General features: G+C 51.9%; 15 protein-coding genes. All 15 read left to right on the top strand.

All coding sequences use genetic code 11. The features are described 5' to 3' along the window. Positions 1-48 precede the first annotated feature (48 nt). The 15 genes from Bovatus_RS20810 (at position 49) to Bovatus_RS20740 (ending at position 14,974) form a co-directional block, all read left to right on the top strand. A complete protein-coding gene (locus tag Bovatus_RS20810; protein WP_004301355.1) occupies positions 49-1,194 on the top strand; it encodes a site-specific integrase in 1,146 nt (381 codons plus the stop codon). Between the two features lie 199 nt (positions 1,195-1,393). After that, positions 1,394-2,098 (top strand): hypothetical protein, encoded by a 705-nt coding sequence (locus Bovatus_RS20805; protein WP_004301353.1) that lies wholly within the window; start codon positions 1,394-1,396, stop codon positions 2,096-2,098. A 200-nt stretch (positions 2,099-2,298) separates the two neighbouring features. Then, entirely contained in the window at positions 2,299-2,673 is a 375-nt protein-coding gene (locus tag Bovatus_RS20800; protein ID WP_005944205.1) for a helix-turn-helix domain-containing protein, read from the top strand. Beyond that, a complete protein-coding gene (locus tag Bovatus_RS20795) occupies positions 2,651-3,751 on the top strand; it encodes an AAA family ATPase (protein ID WP_004301351.1) in 1,101 nt (366 codons plus the stop codon). Before Bovatus_RS20800 ends, Bovatus_RS20795 begins: the two co-directional genes overlap by 23 nt. 103 nt (positions 3,752-3,854) lie before the next feature. After that, positions 3,855-4,742, top strand: a complete 888-nt coding sequence (locus tag Bovatus_RS20790; protein WP_004301350.1) for a toprim domain-containing protein — start codon at positions 3,855-3,857, stop codon at positions 4,740-4,742. A 244-nt stretch (positions 4,743-4,986) separates the two neighbouring features. Beyond that, positions 4,987-5,433 carry a hypothetical protein gene (locus Bovatus_RS20785; protein ID WP_018452175.1) on the top strand — a complete coding sequence of 149 codons (447 nt, stop codon included), beginning with the start codon at positions 4,987-4,989 and terminating at the stop codon, positions 5,431-5,433. Between the two features lies 1 nt (position 5,434). Continuing rightward, a complete protein-coding gene (locus tag Bovatus_RS20780; RefSeq protein ID WP_004301348.1) occupies positions 5,435-5,761 on the top strand; it encodes a DUF4134 domain-containing protein in 327 nt (108 codons plus the stop codon). A gap of 54 nt (positions 5,762-5,815) precedes the next feature. Further along, entirely contained in the window at positions 5,816-6,193 is a 378-nt protein-coding gene (locus Bovatus_RS20775; protein ID WP_004301347.1) for a DUF4134 domain-containing protein, read from the top strand. A 15-nt stretch (positions 6,194-6,208) separates the two neighbouring features. Next, on the top strand, positions 6,209-6,505 hold the full coding sequence (locus tag Bovatus_RS20770; protein ID WP_005944213.1) for a hypothetical protein: 297 nt from the start codon (positions 6,209-6,211) through the stop codon (positions 6,503-6,505). A 111-nt stretch (positions 6,506-6,616) separates the two neighbouring features. After that, the gene (locus tag Bovatus_RS20765; protein ID WP_005944216.1) at positions 6,617-9,325 is read left to right on the top strand and encodes a TraG/VirB4 family ATPase; all 2,709 of its coding nucleotides are present in this window, start codon (positions 6,617-6,619) and stop codon (positions 9,323-9,325) included. A gap of 11 nt (positions 9,326-9,336) precedes the next feature. Then, on the top strand, positions 9,337-11,883 hold the full coding sequence (locus tag Bovatus_RS20760) for a coiled-coil domain-containing protein (RefSeq protein WP_004301344.1): 2,547 nt from the start codon (positions 9,337-9,339) through the stop codon (positions 11,881-11,883). Next, the gene (locus Bovatus_RS20755) at positions 11,880-12,605 is read left to right on the top strand and encodes a hypothetical protein (protein ID WP_004301343.1); all 726 of its coding nucleotides are present in this window, start codon (positions 11,880-11,882) and stop codon (positions 12,603-12,605) included. Before Bovatus_RS20760 ends, Bovatus_RS20755 begins: the two co-directional genes overlap by 4 nt. 18 nt (positions 12,606-12,623) lie before the next feature. Continuing rightward, positions 12,624-13,391 carry a DUF5045 domain-containing protein gene (locus tag Bovatus_RS20750; RefSeq protein WP_004301342.1) on the top strand — a complete coding sequence of 256 codons (768 nt, stop codon included), beginning with the start codon at positions 12,624-12,626 and terminating at the stop codon, positions 13,389-13,391. A 12-nt stretch (positions 13,392-13,403) separates the two neighbouring features. Continuing rightward, the gene (locus tag Bovatus_RS20745; protein ID WP_004301341.1) at positions 13,404-14,537 is read left to right on the top strand and encodes a hypothetical protein; all 1,134 of its coding nucleotides are present in this window, start codon (positions 13,404-13,406) and stop codon (positions 14,535-14,537) included. 41 nt (positions 14,538-14,578) lie between these two features. After that, positions 14,579-14,974 (top strand): hypothetical protein, encoded by a 396-nt coding sequence (locus Bovatus_RS20740; protein ID WP_004301340.1) that lies wholly within the window; start codon positions 14,579-14,581, stop codon positions 14,972-14,974. The last annotated feature ends 1 nt before the right edge of the window (position 14,975 follow it).

Genomic DNA, 14,975 nt, shown 5'->3' with positions numbered 1-14,975 from the left:
GATACTTATCCGTATATTTGCAATAGGAAAAATGAGAAAGGAATCCCTATGGCACGAGTTAAGAATCATACAAAAGTCAAAGAGCCGATTCGTCTTCGGATGAAGCCGTTGAGCGATGGCAGCAAGAGTCTATATCTGGATATATACCGCGATGGAAAGCGGACGTATGAATACCTCAAGATGTATATTATCCCGGAGACGGATAATAATGCCCGTAGGCAGAATCAGGCGACAATGGATGCCGCCAATGCCATCAAGTCGAAACGTATTATCGAACTGACCAGCAATGAGGCAGGAATCGTATTCCGTAAGGACAAGACTTATCTGTTGGACTGGATGAAGGTTTACATGGAAGCCCAAGAGAGTGCGGGCAAGAAAGACGGCAACCAAATCAAGATTGCCATGCGCATACTGAAAGACTATGCCGGAGAAATGGTCACACTGGATCAGATTGACGGGGACTTCTGCCGGGGCTACATCACTTATCTGTTGACGGAATATCATCCGAAAGGCAAGGACATATCAAACTACACGCTTCACAATTATTACCGTGCGTTGAACGGTGCGTTGAACTCTGCCGTCAGGAAGAAAAAGATGAAGGCCAACCCTTTCAACGAGCTTGAGAAGTCGGAGAAAATCCGTAAGCCGGAGAGTATGCGGTCGTACATGACCATCGAAGAGGTACAGGCGTTGATTGACACTCCTATGCCCCACGAGGAATACGAGATAGTAAAATGCGCGTATCTGTTCTCCTGCTTCTGCGGATTGCGCATCAGCGATATAATCAAGTTGAAATGGAAAGACGTGTTCGTTGACCGGGGACAGTACCGTTTGGCCGTGTCCATGAAAAAGACCAAAGAGCCTATTTACCTGCCCCTCTCTCCTGAAGCGTTGAAGTGGATGCCGGAACGTGGGGGAAAATCATCGGAAGATAATGTGTTCGACCTGCCGTCCGCCAATACAATCAGGATGCAGCTCAAACCTTGGGCGAAAGCAGCCGGAATCTCCAAGCGGTTCTCCTATCACACCAGCCGGCATACATTCGCCACCATGATGCTGACGCTCGGCGCGGATTTATATACCGTCTCGAAGTTGCTCGGTCATGCCGACGTAAAAATGACACAGGTGTATGCCAAGATTATCAACAAGAAGAAGGACGAGGCAGTGAATCTTGTAAACGGTTTGTTTCACTAATTGACGGCACTATGTGGTTCATGTCTAATTTACAAACATCAATTTATGGCATTGCTCCGGTTGTGAACGCAACCGAAGTTAATGCTTTCATCACATATTATAAACTCAAAAAGGTAAATCGACATGAAAAGACCTGAAGACGGCCTTCTCTCTTTTTGGAGGGAGCCAACACCTGCAGCACTTCGCTGCGGAGAAGGATGTGGCGAATGAACTTTTCGCCCTGCTAACCGAAGCAAAAACAGTTTATCTCCACGATGTTGTGTCGGGTGGTAAACAGTACCACCGTTATGTGGACGATTTCGTAAACGGACACCGGTACATAGACTGCGACCATGCGGCCTGCCGGAACTGCCACGAAATGAACATCCACATCGTCAAGGGGCTGCTGACCGAGTACGCCCGTTTCGTCCAGATTTGCTTTGCTACGCCGAATTTCACGTTTGACGAGTGCATGAAGCTGAAACGGATGTATGATACCTCGGAATCGTTGCCTCCGCTCGGTCCGCCCCACATTGACCGACCGGCAGATCTCTCCCTTTCTTTTGGCTGTGATTTTACCCCGGAACAGATGGAAAGTATTGTGGCTTGTGCCAATACTTATCATCTGTTCTGTGTTTCTGTACGCATTGAAGACATGGAGGCTCTTTTCGCCTGTAAGAAAGGCTTTTCCATCCGAGTGAACAATATCCGCCGTGTGGTAATCCTGTTCGACGCGCTTCTTGAAAACTCGCTTATCCAGTCCCGGTGGCAGAATGTTCTCGGCAAGGGTGCATTCCTGCAGTCCAAGGACGGGACACGTTCCGTTTCGGTATCGACCCTGTCTTCCGCGCTGTCATCCATCAAGAACAACATGACATCGGTCGCATACGGCATCCGAAAGACCATTGACCGGCTGAAAGAATGACAGGAAGTGACAAGAAGCGAAGTATGTGAAAGGTAAAAGCATGAGAGTTGCAATGATACGCGCATAGTATCATTCCCCAAATCACGGCATCTTCGTTTACCGGACATACCTTTGACCTCCGTTAGCGCGCTGCATAACGGAGGTTGCATCTCCATTGTCAAAAATCAAACCATGTTATTATGCCGAATAGAATGACATTCATGGAGCGGATGAGCGGACGGCTCGCCGCCATCGAATCGGTACTAAAGAAATTGGAACCGGTCGAAAGTCTCTTGGAGCGTATCACGTTGCTGGAAAATACCATCTTCACGACCAAGAGAGTGTTCACGTTTCAGGAAGCCTGTATGTATATCGGGGTTTCTGAAAGTATGCTGTACAAGCTCACATCGAGCAAGGAGATACCGCACTACAAACCGCGCGGTAAAATGGTCTATTTCGCCAAGGAGGAATTGGACGAATGGCTGTTGCAGAATTATGAACCTACAGTGAACGAGGCCGTGCGCATGGCGACGGAAGCCGCCGCCACAGAACCGTTCCTTAATAAGAGACGCAATGGAAAACGAAAGAAAGACTGACCGCTCAGCCGATATGGGAATGGATGAACACCGCCTGTCGGACATCCTTCTGGCCTCGCAAATCAAGGCAACGGACATTTATGAGACCCCGCCGCAAATCATCTGGATAGACAACTCGACGATTGCCACGCTCGGCAATTTCAGTGCATCGACAGGAAAGGCAAAGTCGAAGAAGACGTTTAATGTCTCTGCGCTTGTCGCCGCTTCATTGGCCGGGAAACAAGTGTTGAACTACCGTGCGCATCTGCCCGAAGGCAAACAGCGGATTCTGTACGTCGATACGGAACAGAGCCGTTTCCATTGCCGCTCGGTATTGGAGCGCATATTGCGGCTGGCCGGGCTGCCCACGACAACCGACCCGGAGAATCTCGACTTCTTCTGCCTGCGTGAATATTCGCCGTCGGTGCGTGTCGAGGTCATCGACTATGCGCTGCGTCAGAACAAAGGCTATGGGCTGGTCATCATTGACGGCATCCGCGACCTGATGCTTGACATCAACAGCACCGGTGAATCGGTGGAAGTCATCAACCGGATGATGGAATGGTCTTCAAGGTACGACCTGCATATCCATTGTGTACTCCATTTGAACAAAGGGGATAATAATGTGCGGGGACACATTGGTACGGAAATGAGCAACAAGGCGGAAACCGTGCTTGTCATCAGCAAGAGCAACGAGAATCCCGGTATCAGCGAAGTCCATGCGCTCCATATCCGGGAAAAGGAGTTCAAGCCGTTTGCGTTCACCATCAACGAGACTGGGCTGCCCGTCATTGCGGAAGGACACTCGTTCGGAGAGCCCCCGAAGCCCAAGGCTCGGACGGGGTTCACGGAGCTGAGCATCGAACAGCACCGGGAAGCCCTCTCCGCCGCTTTCGGGGAAAAGCCTATCCGGGGATTCGACAACCTGTTGCAAAGCCTGATGGTCTCCTATGAGGCAATCGGGTTCAAACGTGGTCGGAGCGTCATGATAAAACTGATGCAATACCTGATAGACAACCTCAAGCTCATCATCAAACGGGACAAGCTGTTCTATTATGACATGACGCCTACCGAGGCCATGCTTTTTGATGAAGAATGATGCCGGGCGCGGGCCTGTATGATTTAGTTTACTTTAGTATTTATATATATAGGAAAAAACTAAACTAAACCATTTTCGTGAAACCAAGTGAAAGAAAAAAGACATGACCATAGCAGAAGCAAAACAAGTGCGTATCGTGGATTTTCTGGCACGTCTCGGTCACCATACGCAGCACATAAAATCGGGACAATACTGGTATCTCTCACCGTTACGGAACGAGCGTACCCCGTCGTTCAAAGTGAATGACCGCATCAATGAATGGTACGATTTCGGCGAGGCGACCGGTGGCGACCTGGTGGAACTGGCAAAATACATTTGCCGGACGGACTGCGTGAGCGAGGCCCTGGCGTATATAGAGAGGCTTGTGAATGGCGCATCACTACCGAGAACCCGTATGCTGACCGCTCCACCCCGACCGGTGGAGGCTGAAATGAAAGACGTGATCGTGATTCCACTCCGTCATCACGCCCTGTTCTCTTACCTCCAATCCCGGCTTATCGACGCGGACATCAGCCGTATGTATTGCAAGGAGGTGCATTACGAACTGCGAGGCCGTCATTACTTCGCTCTCGCATTCGGCAATATATCAGGCGGTTACGAGGTGCGAAACGCCTATTACAAGGGATGCCTGAATAACAAGGACATCTCATTGATAAGACATCTGACAGAAGAGACACAGGAAAACGTCTGTGTCTTCGAGGGATTCATGGATTTTCTTTCTTATATGACACTGAAACTGGCAGGCGACCGGACGGTCTGTCTTGCCATACCATGCGACTACCTCGTGATGAACTCGGTAAACAATTTGAAAAAGACGCTGGCACGTTTACAGGAGTATTCGGACATTCACTGTTATCTCGACAATGACCTTGCCGGGCAGAGAACCACAGAGACCATTGCCGGGATGTATGGCGGACGTGTCAGCGATGAATCTTGCCACTATGCGGAATACAAAGACCTGAACGACTACCTGCGCGGAAAGAAACGCTGATATTCAATGTTCTCTTTTGCCACCTAAAGCTCTCCACCACGAGAGCTTTTTTTATGCCCCGATTTCTCCATTTCCCACCATAGAGACTGCAATATAGTACGATTTAATAGTTCGATTTTTGAAACTTACACAAATCTCATTAACGAAACAGATGTTTAATGCTCAATTATTTTATGGTTTTATATTTCGTGCGTTTCTTTGCAAAATCATACTAATACGAATTTTTAATATTCATACTAAATACATGAACTCATATTTCATTTTTGCCATTGTCCTGACGGTTGCCTACATCATTTACTACGCCGTCATCATAGCGCATGACCTCTACGGGAAAAAGGGGACGGACAAACCGGACGAGGAAGTTTTCGACCTCGGCGCACCGGAAGAGGAAGAGAGTGTGGCTGTCACGGAAAGCGAGAGCGGCTTCAGTATCGGTAGCGAGAACTACGAGACGGAAAGTACGGCTACCTCTTCCGAAACATCCCCTGAGGAGGACATCAAGGACAAACCGGGAACGGCGCAGGAGAAACTGGAACGGCTGAAGGCCGAGGCGGAGGAACAGATGGAAGAGACCACGCCTTACCTGTCGGACGCACGCACGTCGGAGGAGATGTACAAGGCTATGATTTCCAAGGGACGGTTAGACAACCGACCGGAAATAAAGTGGAACCCAATTCAAGACCGGTTGTGAGATGTCGAAAGCTAAAAAGATTCTATGTGCGCTGTGCCTCCCGTTCCCCTACACGGCTTTTGCCAAAAGCGGCAGCGTGAACTATAGCTGGGGAGCGGACGCGTTGGCCACGATGCACGACTTCGTGGTGACGATGATGCTCTATGTCCAGTATATCTGTTGCACCATAGCCGGGGTTTACGTCATCGTGTCCGTTTGTCAGATATACATCAAGATGAACACGGGCGAGGACGGCATCACCAAGTCGATAATGACGCTTGTCGGCGCGTGCCTGTTCCTGATCGGGGCATTCTATGTTTTCCCGGCTTTCTTCGGCTACCGCATATAACCTTACTTGTATCAGGTCGCAGACAAATAAAATATTCACTAAAAAAGTAAACGTATGTTTCAGAAAACCAAACAGCTGTGCCGCAAGGCATTCGGATTCGTCAACGGAATCCCTACCAAAGTAATGATGTTCTCCTTCATGCTGCTGTCCGGCATGGTGGCGAAAGCGCAGAACTCCGCAGGCGACTATTCCGCCGGTACGAGCGCATTATCCACTGTCGCCGATGAGATTGCCAAGTATGTGCCTATTATGGTGAAATTGTGCTACGCCATTGCCGGCGTTGTGGCCATCGTGGGTGCAATCTCGGTATATATCGCCATGAACAACGAGGAGCAGGACGTCAAGAAGAAGATTATGATGGTCGTGGGAGCATGTATCTTCCTCATTGCGGCGGCCAAGGCGTTGCCTCTGTTCTTCGGTATTGCCGCTTAAACATCAAGGATAAGTATGAAAAGCAAGGACGAACGCTATCCGGACTATCCGCTGTTCAAGGGACTGCAACGGCCTCTTGAGTTTTTGGGCATCCAAGGCCGGTACATATATTGGGCGGCGGTGACGACGTGCGGAGCCATTGTCGGCTTTGTCGCCGCCTACTGCCTGCTCGGTTTCATTGCCGGGCTTGTCGTGCTGGCTACCGTCGTATCGGTCGGTATCGTGCTCATCCTTCTCAAACAGCGGAAAGGACTGCATAGCAAGAAGGTCGCTCCGGGTGTGTATGTGTATGCCCACTCGCGCAAGATCTGACGAAAGAAAAACCATCACGGCAATGTGCATGGCTTTATTGATTGTTGAACGCGGGCGGGTTTGTCTTGAAGCAAGGCGAACCTGCCCCTATTTAATTACACGTATATCGAAATGACCCTATACATCATTTTATGTTTTGTCGCTTTGTGCGCGGGTATGGCCTTGTCGGTCTATGCGTTCGGTACGGGCGGCAAGCGCAAGCGAATCTTTCAGGACATCTATTTCTCAGCGGAGGAAACGGACGGTGTGGGTGTGCTGTACACCAAGACCGGCGAATATTCCGCCGTACTTAAGATAGAGAATCCGGTACAGAAATATTCGGCGGACATAGATAGCTACTACGACTTCACGCACCTGTTCACCGCCCTTGCGCAGACCTTAGGCGAAGGGTACGCCATCCACAAGCAGGATATCTTCGTCAGGAAACAGTTTGCAAGCGAACCGGCTGACGGGCAGGAGTTCCTGTCGGCGTCGTATTTCCGCTACTTCAAAGGGCGTCCCTACACGGACAGCCTTTGCTACCTGACCATCACGCAGGAGGCGAAAAAGAGCCGCCTGTTCTCGTTCGACAACAAGAAGTGGCGCGATTTCCTCGTGAAAATCCGCAAGGTGCATGACCAACTGCATGACAGCGGCGTACAGGCCAGGTTCCTGAACAAAGCCGAGGCGAGCGAGTATGTCGACCGCTACTTCGCCATGAACTTCAAAGACCGCACCGTGTCGATGACGAACTTCAAGGCGGACGATGAAACGGTGTCGATGGGCGACAAACGCTGCAAGGTGTACAGCCTTGTGGACGTGGACTGTGCCGCACTGCCCTCGATGATACGTCCGTACACGAACATCGAGGTGAACAACACGGAAATGCCGGTCGATCTGGCTTCGGTGGTGGACAACATACCGGACGCCGAGACGGTGGTCTATAACCAAGTCATCTTCCTACCCAACCAAAAACGGGAACTGGCGATGCTCGACAAAAAGAAGAACCGCCACGCGAGTATTCCGAACCCGAACAACCAGATGGCGGTCGAGGACATCAAGCGTGTGCAGGAGGTCATTGCCCGTGAAAGCAAGCAACTGGTATATACGCACTTCAACATGGTGGTAGCCGTATCTGCCGGTGCAGACCTGCAAAAGTGTACGAACCACTTGGAAAACGCATTCGGGCGCATGGGCATCCATATCAGCAAGCGGGCGTACAACCAACTGGAACTGTTCGTCGGTTCGTTTCCGGGCAACTGCTACACGCTCAATGAGGAATACGACCGTTTCCTGACCCTTTCCGATGCGGCGATGTGCCTGATGTACAAGGAGCGCGTGCTGCACAGCGAGGAAACACCGCTGAAGATTTACTACACCGACCGTCAGGGTGTGCCGGTGGCTATTGACATCACGGGAAAAGAGGGAAAGAACAAGCTGACGGACAACTCGAATTTCTTTTGTCTGGGGCCTTCTGGGAGTGGCAAGAGCTTTCATATCAACTCGGTCGTGCGCCAGCTCCATGAGCAGGGAACGGATGTGGTCATGGTCGATACGGGAAACTCATACGAGGGACTGTGCGAGTATCTGGGCGGCAAGTATATCAGCTATACCGAAGAACGGCCTATCACGATGAATCCGTTTCGCATCAACCGGGAGGAATACAACATCGAGAAGATAGACTTCCTCAAGAACCTTATCCTGATGATTTGGAAAGGGTCGGACAGCCAAATCCCCGAAATTGAGTTCCGCATTGTCGAGCAGATAATCATAGACTACTATGATGCCTATTTCAACGGATTTACAAGATACACCGACGAGCAACGGGAGGTACTGCTGAAAAACCTGTTTGCGGCGGCCAGCCGAAAGAACCCAAACAAACCACCCAGAGAGGTGGATGAGATGGTGCGCAAACAGATAGAGGTGCTTGAGGCACGGCGGGCGGCCCTCAAAGTGACGGAGCTGAGTTTCAACTCATTCTTTGACTACTCATTCGACCGTCTGGAGCAGATCTGCACCGAAAACGACATCACGACAATCAGCTACTCGACCTATTCGACCATGCTGCAGCCGTTCTACAAGGGCGGTGCGTATGAGAAAATTCTCAACGAGACAGTGGATTCGGCACTGTTTGACGAGACATTCATTGTCTTTGAAGTGGATGCAATCAAGGAAAATAAGAAACTGTTTCCCATTGTCACACTGATTATCATGGACGTGTTCCTGCAGAAAATGCGCATCAAGAAGAACCGTAAAGTCCTTGTCATCGAGGAAGCGTGGAAGGCCATTGCCAGCCCGCTCATGGCGGAATACATCAAGTTCATGTACAAGACCGCCCGTAAATTTTGGGCTTCTGTTGGCGTGGTGACGCAGGAGATACAGGACATCATCGGCAGCGAAATCGTGAAGGAGGCCATCATCAACAACTCGGACGTGGTGATGCTGCTGGATCAAAGCAAGTTCAAGGAACGCTTTGACGAAATCCGAAAGATTCTTGGTCTGACCGAGGTGGATTGCAAGAAGATATTTACCATCAACCGCTTGGAGAACAAGGATGGGCGCAGCTTCTTCCGCGAAGTGTTCATCCGCCGGGGGACGACCAGCGGCGTGTATGGCGTGGAAGAGCCGCACGAGTGCTACATGACCTACACGACCGAACGGGCGGAAAAGGAGGCACTGAAGCTTTACAAGAAGGAACTTCGGTGCAGCCACCAGGAAGCTATCGAGGCATATTGCCGGGACTGGGATGCCAGCGGTATCGGGAAGTCCCTGCCTTTTGCACAAAAAGTAAACGAGACGGGGCGTGTGCTCAACCTCCGTCCCGTGTATGAATCCAAATAAGCATTGCAGCCATGAAACGACTACTCCTTATCCTGACCATCGCCTCGGTCGCACTCTGCCAGACGGTTCACGCCCAGTATTACAGCGTGAACTACGACACCCGTACCGTTGCGGCGATGGTGGCCGCCTTCGGTACGGAAGCGGTCGCCGAAGGGTACTACCGGGAGCAGGTCGATGACATCCTCAAGCACTACACGGCAGCGGAGGTCGCTACCGCCGGGATATTCGCGGCCAAGTTCTTGGAGCATAAAGCCCTGAGCGACCTCGGCATCTGGAACAGCCGCACGGAGAACTACTACTACCGGCGCATCTACCGGATGGTGGCGGAGAAAATCATGCCCAAGATATGGGTGGTGGCGAAGCAGATGCTCCATTCGCCGCAAACGGCTATCTATTGGGGCAGTTACCTGATGAAAGTCTGCGACGATACCAAAAGTCTGTGTATGCAGTTCGAGAGCGTGGTGACCAACAGCACGCTGACCTTTTCGGACATCGCCTTTCTCGAAATCAATCCGGAGATTGCCCCCTTGCTAAAGCTCTCCGAAACGGGAAACATCGACTGGCAGCGGATGATGGACAACTTCGCCCACATACCGGGCAACTTCACGCACGAGAACCTGAAAAGCGACCTCGACAACCTTTATAACACGGGTGTCGGCCTTGCAACGGCAGGCATTGCCAATCTCGGTGACGCCCTGTTGCAAAGCAGCTCGTTCCATGACCTGATGGGCGGAAAGGTTGAAGAAATCGGCAACCTGTATGAACACTACGGGAGTCTATTCGAGCAGGCGGAACATGACATCGGCGGCTTGCTGATTGACATGGTGGGTGGTCCGGACAACGTGGCCGGTCTGTTCAACTTCAGCAACTACAACCTCACGGCATGGATGACCGACTACCTGGACGAAGCGATGGGGAACTATTACACGCAGCGGTGGTACATTGCCCGGCGTGACCAAGGGAGCGTATCGCTGTGCGACTACTATCCTCCGACGGACGACAACAGCATCCTGAACGGGGGCGCATGGGTGCGGTTCAACACGAGCGACCCGAATTTCTATCCCAACGCCTCGCAACGGGAACAGGTACTTGCCAACTCGGAAGGATATGCCGGTTGGTCAAGAAACCGCGTGCAGCAGTTGAACAACCAGAACGACGGGTTCAGCTACAGCATCAACTATTGGATGAGTGCCTATATCATCAGCAAGAAAAACAAGCAGACCAAAAAGGCATACGCATACGAAATCCATGTGAGCAAAAGCTGGAATAAGGAAGAAGTTGTCTATGAGGAAGTCTTCGATTCCTACTCGATGGACTTGAATACGTTTCGGGCGCAACTGAATGTCCGACTTGCGGAGTTCAACGAAAACGAGGACGGCTACACCTATTATATATCTTCCGGTACGCGGAACTATTACCAAGCAACGGACGCCGCCAAATTGAAGGGATGCGAGAGCGTGACCATCAGCGTGACCTGTTCCGACGGGGTTACGCTCGGACAGGGCTCGACACAATACAAGTGCCGTAAATGCGGCAGCTCGTTGAATGCCCACACCAAGGAGTGCGCCATGCAGACCTCGGTGACGGAAAACAACCTCGACCTTTCGGAACTGGATGCGCTGTTGAACGAGGCAAACAGCCAAGCGGCCAATCTTGAAGCGCAAATCGGGACATTGGAAAACGAGAACGCTGTCCTGCTGAAGAAAATCAGTACGGCGAGCATTGAGGATGCGGCGGCTTACCGACAGCAGTATAATGCAAACAAGACACGGATAGACCGTCTGAAAGGCGAACTCGCGGAGTGGAAGAAGAAACAGTCCGACTATGCTCAGGCGAAGTCGGAAGCCGCAGACGACAACAGCGTAGCGACGGATGACTATTACCGCATTCCAGCTATCATGCAAGACTGCAAGGCTGCCTACGGCCTGACATGGCAGGACGGCGGATCGTGGAACGGCTATTCGTATGTGCGCAAGGCGACAATGCCGAACATCAACGGCATCATCACATTCAAGGCTACGGTCTCGATTGCCCGCAAGCCGAAATATTTTCTCGGCATCAAGATTCACCGTGCCATCATCCAAATCCAATGGGAACTGACCTCGGTCTATACGGACACGCACGTCGCCGATGTGCTGACACTCGATCCGGGGCTTTCGGATGCGGAGAAAACCAAATTAGTGAACGACCGCATCGCCGAAATCGCCCGTGAACACCCGTCCTGCAAAATCACGACGGAATACGCCCGCAGCACACCGCTGGAGGAAACTCCGTCCGGCGACGTGTACCATCTGCTGTGGTCGAGCGACCGCCTCGAAATCGCGAGGGAGGTGGACAGCAGAATCACAAGGATATACGCCGACTTGGTATCGCTGGAAAAGATGATGCACTACAAGCGGAGCATCCTTGACGTGATGAAGGATGTGTTGCCCGGACTGGACACGGACGAAGGCCGCAGGCTGACGCTCGTGGAGGAATGCCATGACCGCTGGGTGGAGAGCGCACGGACGTTTCGGAACGATGGCGGCAGAAACGGCGGAAAGGAGGTGCGGCCATGAAACGCATTTTACGGATAGCCGCATTGCTGCTCTTCCTGCTGCCCGGTATCGCCAAGGCGCAGTGGACTTTCGATATAGTCTCCGTCGAAGCCTACATCAACGACCACAAGAAGCAGCGCAGCCTGTTGTTGGCCCGCAGTACCTTGGAGTACAGCAACAAACTGTTGCACGAATACAGCTGTAAGGAAGTCGGGGGCTATAAAGAGCTGAATATCGACCTTGACCGGTACACCCGTGCGTTCGATGTCATCGACGTCATGTACCAGTCGTTGCGCACGGTGCTGAACGTCAAGAATACCTACACATCGGTCAGCGACCGTATCGGCGACTATAAATCATTGTTGGAGGATTTCAATGCGAAGATATTGAAACGGGGACGCATCGAATCCGCAGATACCCTGATTATCTCCATCAATGCGAGGGGGCTGAGGGCGATTGCCCGTGAGGGGGAACAGCTCTACAAGTCCGTGAGCGACCTCGTGCTGTATGCCACCGGAGCGGCAGCCTGCTCGACCTCCGACCTGCTGATGGTGTTGGAGGCCATCAACCGCTCATTGGACAACATCGAGCGGCATCTGAACCGTGCGTATTTCGAGACATGGCGGTATATACAGGTGCGTATCGGCTATTGGAAGGCAAAGGTATATCGCTCCCGCACCATGCGGGAGATTCTCGATGACGCCTTCGGGCGTTGGCGCGGAGCCGGAAGACTGGATTATTAACGACAAAAAGAGAAGAATATGAACAGAAAACTATTACTCATGGCGGTGGCGGTCACCGTAACGACAGCCGTACACGCACAGTATGTAACGTACAACCATGATTCGCCGAAGCAGAATCAGGTAACGGTCATGGAGACCGGTACGGGCGCACTCTCGCCCGACCTCTATTATTCCGTGCTGCACAACAAATACAAGAAGTCGGCAGCGGCCAAAAACAAGCTCTCGTTCCGCACGCTTGCCGGTATCAATCTCTACAACCAGGTGGACGAAGCGGAAGCCATTGATTCGGCCTTGGTCAAGCGGGCGAAGGTCGAGGCGTTGAACGTTGCCGACCGGCAGGTGGACATCGCATGGCTTGCCGAGGGCGATAAGGTCAGCGGACAGATGGAGCGGTTCCGGCGCAACATCGACCGTATTCTCCTGTCCGGTGGCACTCCGGCCGACAAGGAACGGTGGACGGAATACTACCACGTCTATCAGTGTGCCATCAAAGCCACGAAAGACGCCTATATGCCCAATGCCCAGCGAAAGAAGGAGTATCTGCGCATTTACGAGGATGTGGCACGGCAGAACGAGATTTTAGTGGGCTACCTTGCCAAGCGTCAGAACGCAACGGTGACGAATGCACTGCTGAACGCAACGGACAACCGTACCCTGCATAAAGGCGGTATTGTCCGCAATGCCATGAGCCGGTGGCAGGAATCACGCCTTGCGGTGCGTGGTTCGCAATCGGGCAGCAACGGAAACGGCGAAGATGACAACGAGAGTGTAAACAGAGGGAAATAAAAAGACAGGGCTATGGCAAACGGAGATATACTTTCGGATTTCGGCATCAACCTGTTGGAGGAGGAAATAGATGATGTCATCTTTCAGACCAACGAGTTTCTGACTGACGCGACTTTTACCGGTGCGCAGGGACCTTTTTGGTGGATATTGCAGATGTGCATGGCACTCGCGGCACTGTTCTCCATCGTCATGGCGGCAGGTATCGCCTACAAGATGATGGTAAAGCACGAGCCGTTGGACGTGATGAAGCTGTTTAGGCCGCTTGCCGTGTCGATTATCATCTGCTGGTGGTATCCGCCTGCGGACACGGGTATGGCGGGGAGCCGGAACAACTGGTGTTTTCTCGATTTCCTGTCCTACATCCCTAACTGCATAGGTTCGTACACCCATGACCTGTATGAAGCCGAAGCTTCACAGATATCGGACAGGTTCGAGGAAGTTCAGCAGCTCATCCATGTGCGTGACACGATGTACACGAACCTGCAGGCACAGGCGGATGTCGCCCACACAGGCACATCCGATCCCAATCTGATAGAGGCGACAATGGAGCAGACCGGTGTGGACGAAGTGACGAACATGGAAAAGGATGCGGCGAAGTTGTGGTTCACGTCTTTGACGGCAGGTGTCATCGTGGGGATAGACAAAATTATCATGCTGATTGCCCTCGTGGTGTTCCGAATCGGTTGGTGGGCTACGATTTACTGCCAACAAATCCTGTTGGGAATGCTGACGATTTTCGGGCCGATACAGTGGGCGTTCAGCATCCTGCCAAAATGGGAAGGTGCTTGGGCGAAGTGGCTGACACGCTATCTGACGGTGCATTTCTACGGGGCGATGCTCTACTTCGTGGGCTTCTACGTGCTGCTGCTCTTTGACATTGTATTGTGCATCCAAATCGAGAACCTGACGGCGATAACCGCCAGCGAGCAGACGATGGCCGCCTACCTGCAGAACTCGTTCTTCTCGGCGGGCTACCTGATGGCGGCTTCGATTGTAGCTCTCAAGTGCCTGAACCTTGTTCCGGACTTGGCGGCATGGATGATACCGGAGGGCGACACGGCATTCTCTACCCGAAACTTCGGCGAGGGCGTGGCACAGCAGGCGAAGATGACGGCAACCGGAGGGTTGGGCGGCATCATGAGATAATCCGCAAAAGATAATATAAACCCAATAAAAATCATAACAACATGAAATTGCAAGAGAAAATCAAAAGCTGGTGCAAGGATGAGAAATTTATGTCCTTTGCACAGGAACGAGCGAGAAAAGAGGTTTGCGAGGTGGCGGAGAACCACCGCATCGACCCGCAGTATGAAGAACTGGACGAAGCCTTCGAGTACGACGACCGGTACATCGCCCCCTTAGTGACGTACCTAACGTACAAGCTGCGTCTTGCCCTGCTGCAGCGGAACGCTGGTAAGCGCAAAAGAGGAATCTGGTGGGTGCTTGTCCATGTGGAGATGCAGGGCTATTACGTGGAGATATTCTCGGCGGAGTTCGAGAATCTTTTGACGGAACTTCGGGATGCGGTCATACCCATGCTGCACACGGAATATGTACAGATGTTGAACGGTAAAAGGGAATAAC

The organism is Bacteroides ovatus, from assembly GCF_001314995.1.
Taxonomy (GTDB): Bacteria; Bacteroidota; Bacteroidia; order Bacteroidales; family Bacteroidaceae; genus Bacteroides; species Bacteroides ovatus.
The sequence above is the reverse complement of the archived record's forward strand: the minus strand, read 5'-3'. Positions and strand labels throughout refer to the sequence as shown.

Coding starts and splice junctions, on each gene's coding strand:
- Bovatus_RS20800 (WP_005944205.1), top strand. CDS start 2,299: ATGGAGCGGATGAGCGGACGGCTCGCCGCCATCGAATCGGTACTAAAG.
- Bovatus_RS20780 (WP_004301348.1), top strand. CDS start 5,435: ATGTCGAAAGCTAAAAAGATTCTATGTGCGCTGTGCCTCCCGTTCCCC.
- Bovatus_RS20775 (WP_004301347.1), top strand. CDS start 5,816: ATGTTTCAGAAAACCAAACAGCTGTGCCGCAAGGCATTCGGATTCGTC.
- Bovatus_RS20765 (WP_005944216.1), top strand. CDS start 6,617: ATGACCCTATACATCATTTTATGTTTTGTCGCTTTGTGCGCGGGTATG.
- Bovatus_RS20760 (WP_004301344.1), top strand. CDS start 9,337: ATGAAACGACTACTCCTTATCCTGACCATCGCCTCGGTCGCACTCTGC.
- Bovatus_RS20745 (WP_004301341.1), top strand. CDS start 13,404: ATGGCAAACGGAGATATACTTTCGGATTTCGGCATCAACCTGTTGGAG.
- Bovatus_RS20740 (WP_004301340.1), top strand. CDS start 14,579: ATGAAATTGCAAGAGAAAATCAAAAGCTGGTGCAAGGATGAGAAATTT.
- Bovatus_RS20810 (WP_004301355.1), top strand. CDS start 49: ATGGCACGAGTTAAGAATCATACAAAAGTCAAAGAGCCGATTCGTCTT.
- Bovatus_RS20750 (WP_004301342.1), top strand. CDS start 12,624: ATGAACAGAAAACTATTACTCATGGCGGTGGCGGTCACCGTAACGACA.
- Bovatus_RS20770 (WP_005944213.1), top strand. CDS start 6,209: ATGAAAAGCAAGGACGAACGCTATCCGGACTATCCGCTGTTCAAGGGA.
- Bovatus_RS20755 (WP_004301343.1), top strand. CDS start 11,880: ATGAAACGCATTTTACGGATAGCCGCATTGCTGCTCTTCCTGCTGCCC.
- Bovatus_RS20785 (WP_018452175.1), top strand. CDS start 4,987: ATGAACTCATATTTCATTTTTGCCATTGTCCTGACGGTTGCCTACATC.
- Bovatus_RS20795 (WP_004301351.1), top strand. CDS start 2,651: ATGGAAAACGAAAGAAAGACTGACCGCTCAGCCGATATGGGAATGGAT.
- Bovatus_RS20790 (WP_004301350.1), top strand. CDS start 3,855: ATGACCATAGCAGAAGCAAAACAAGTGCGTATCGTGGATTTTCTGGCA.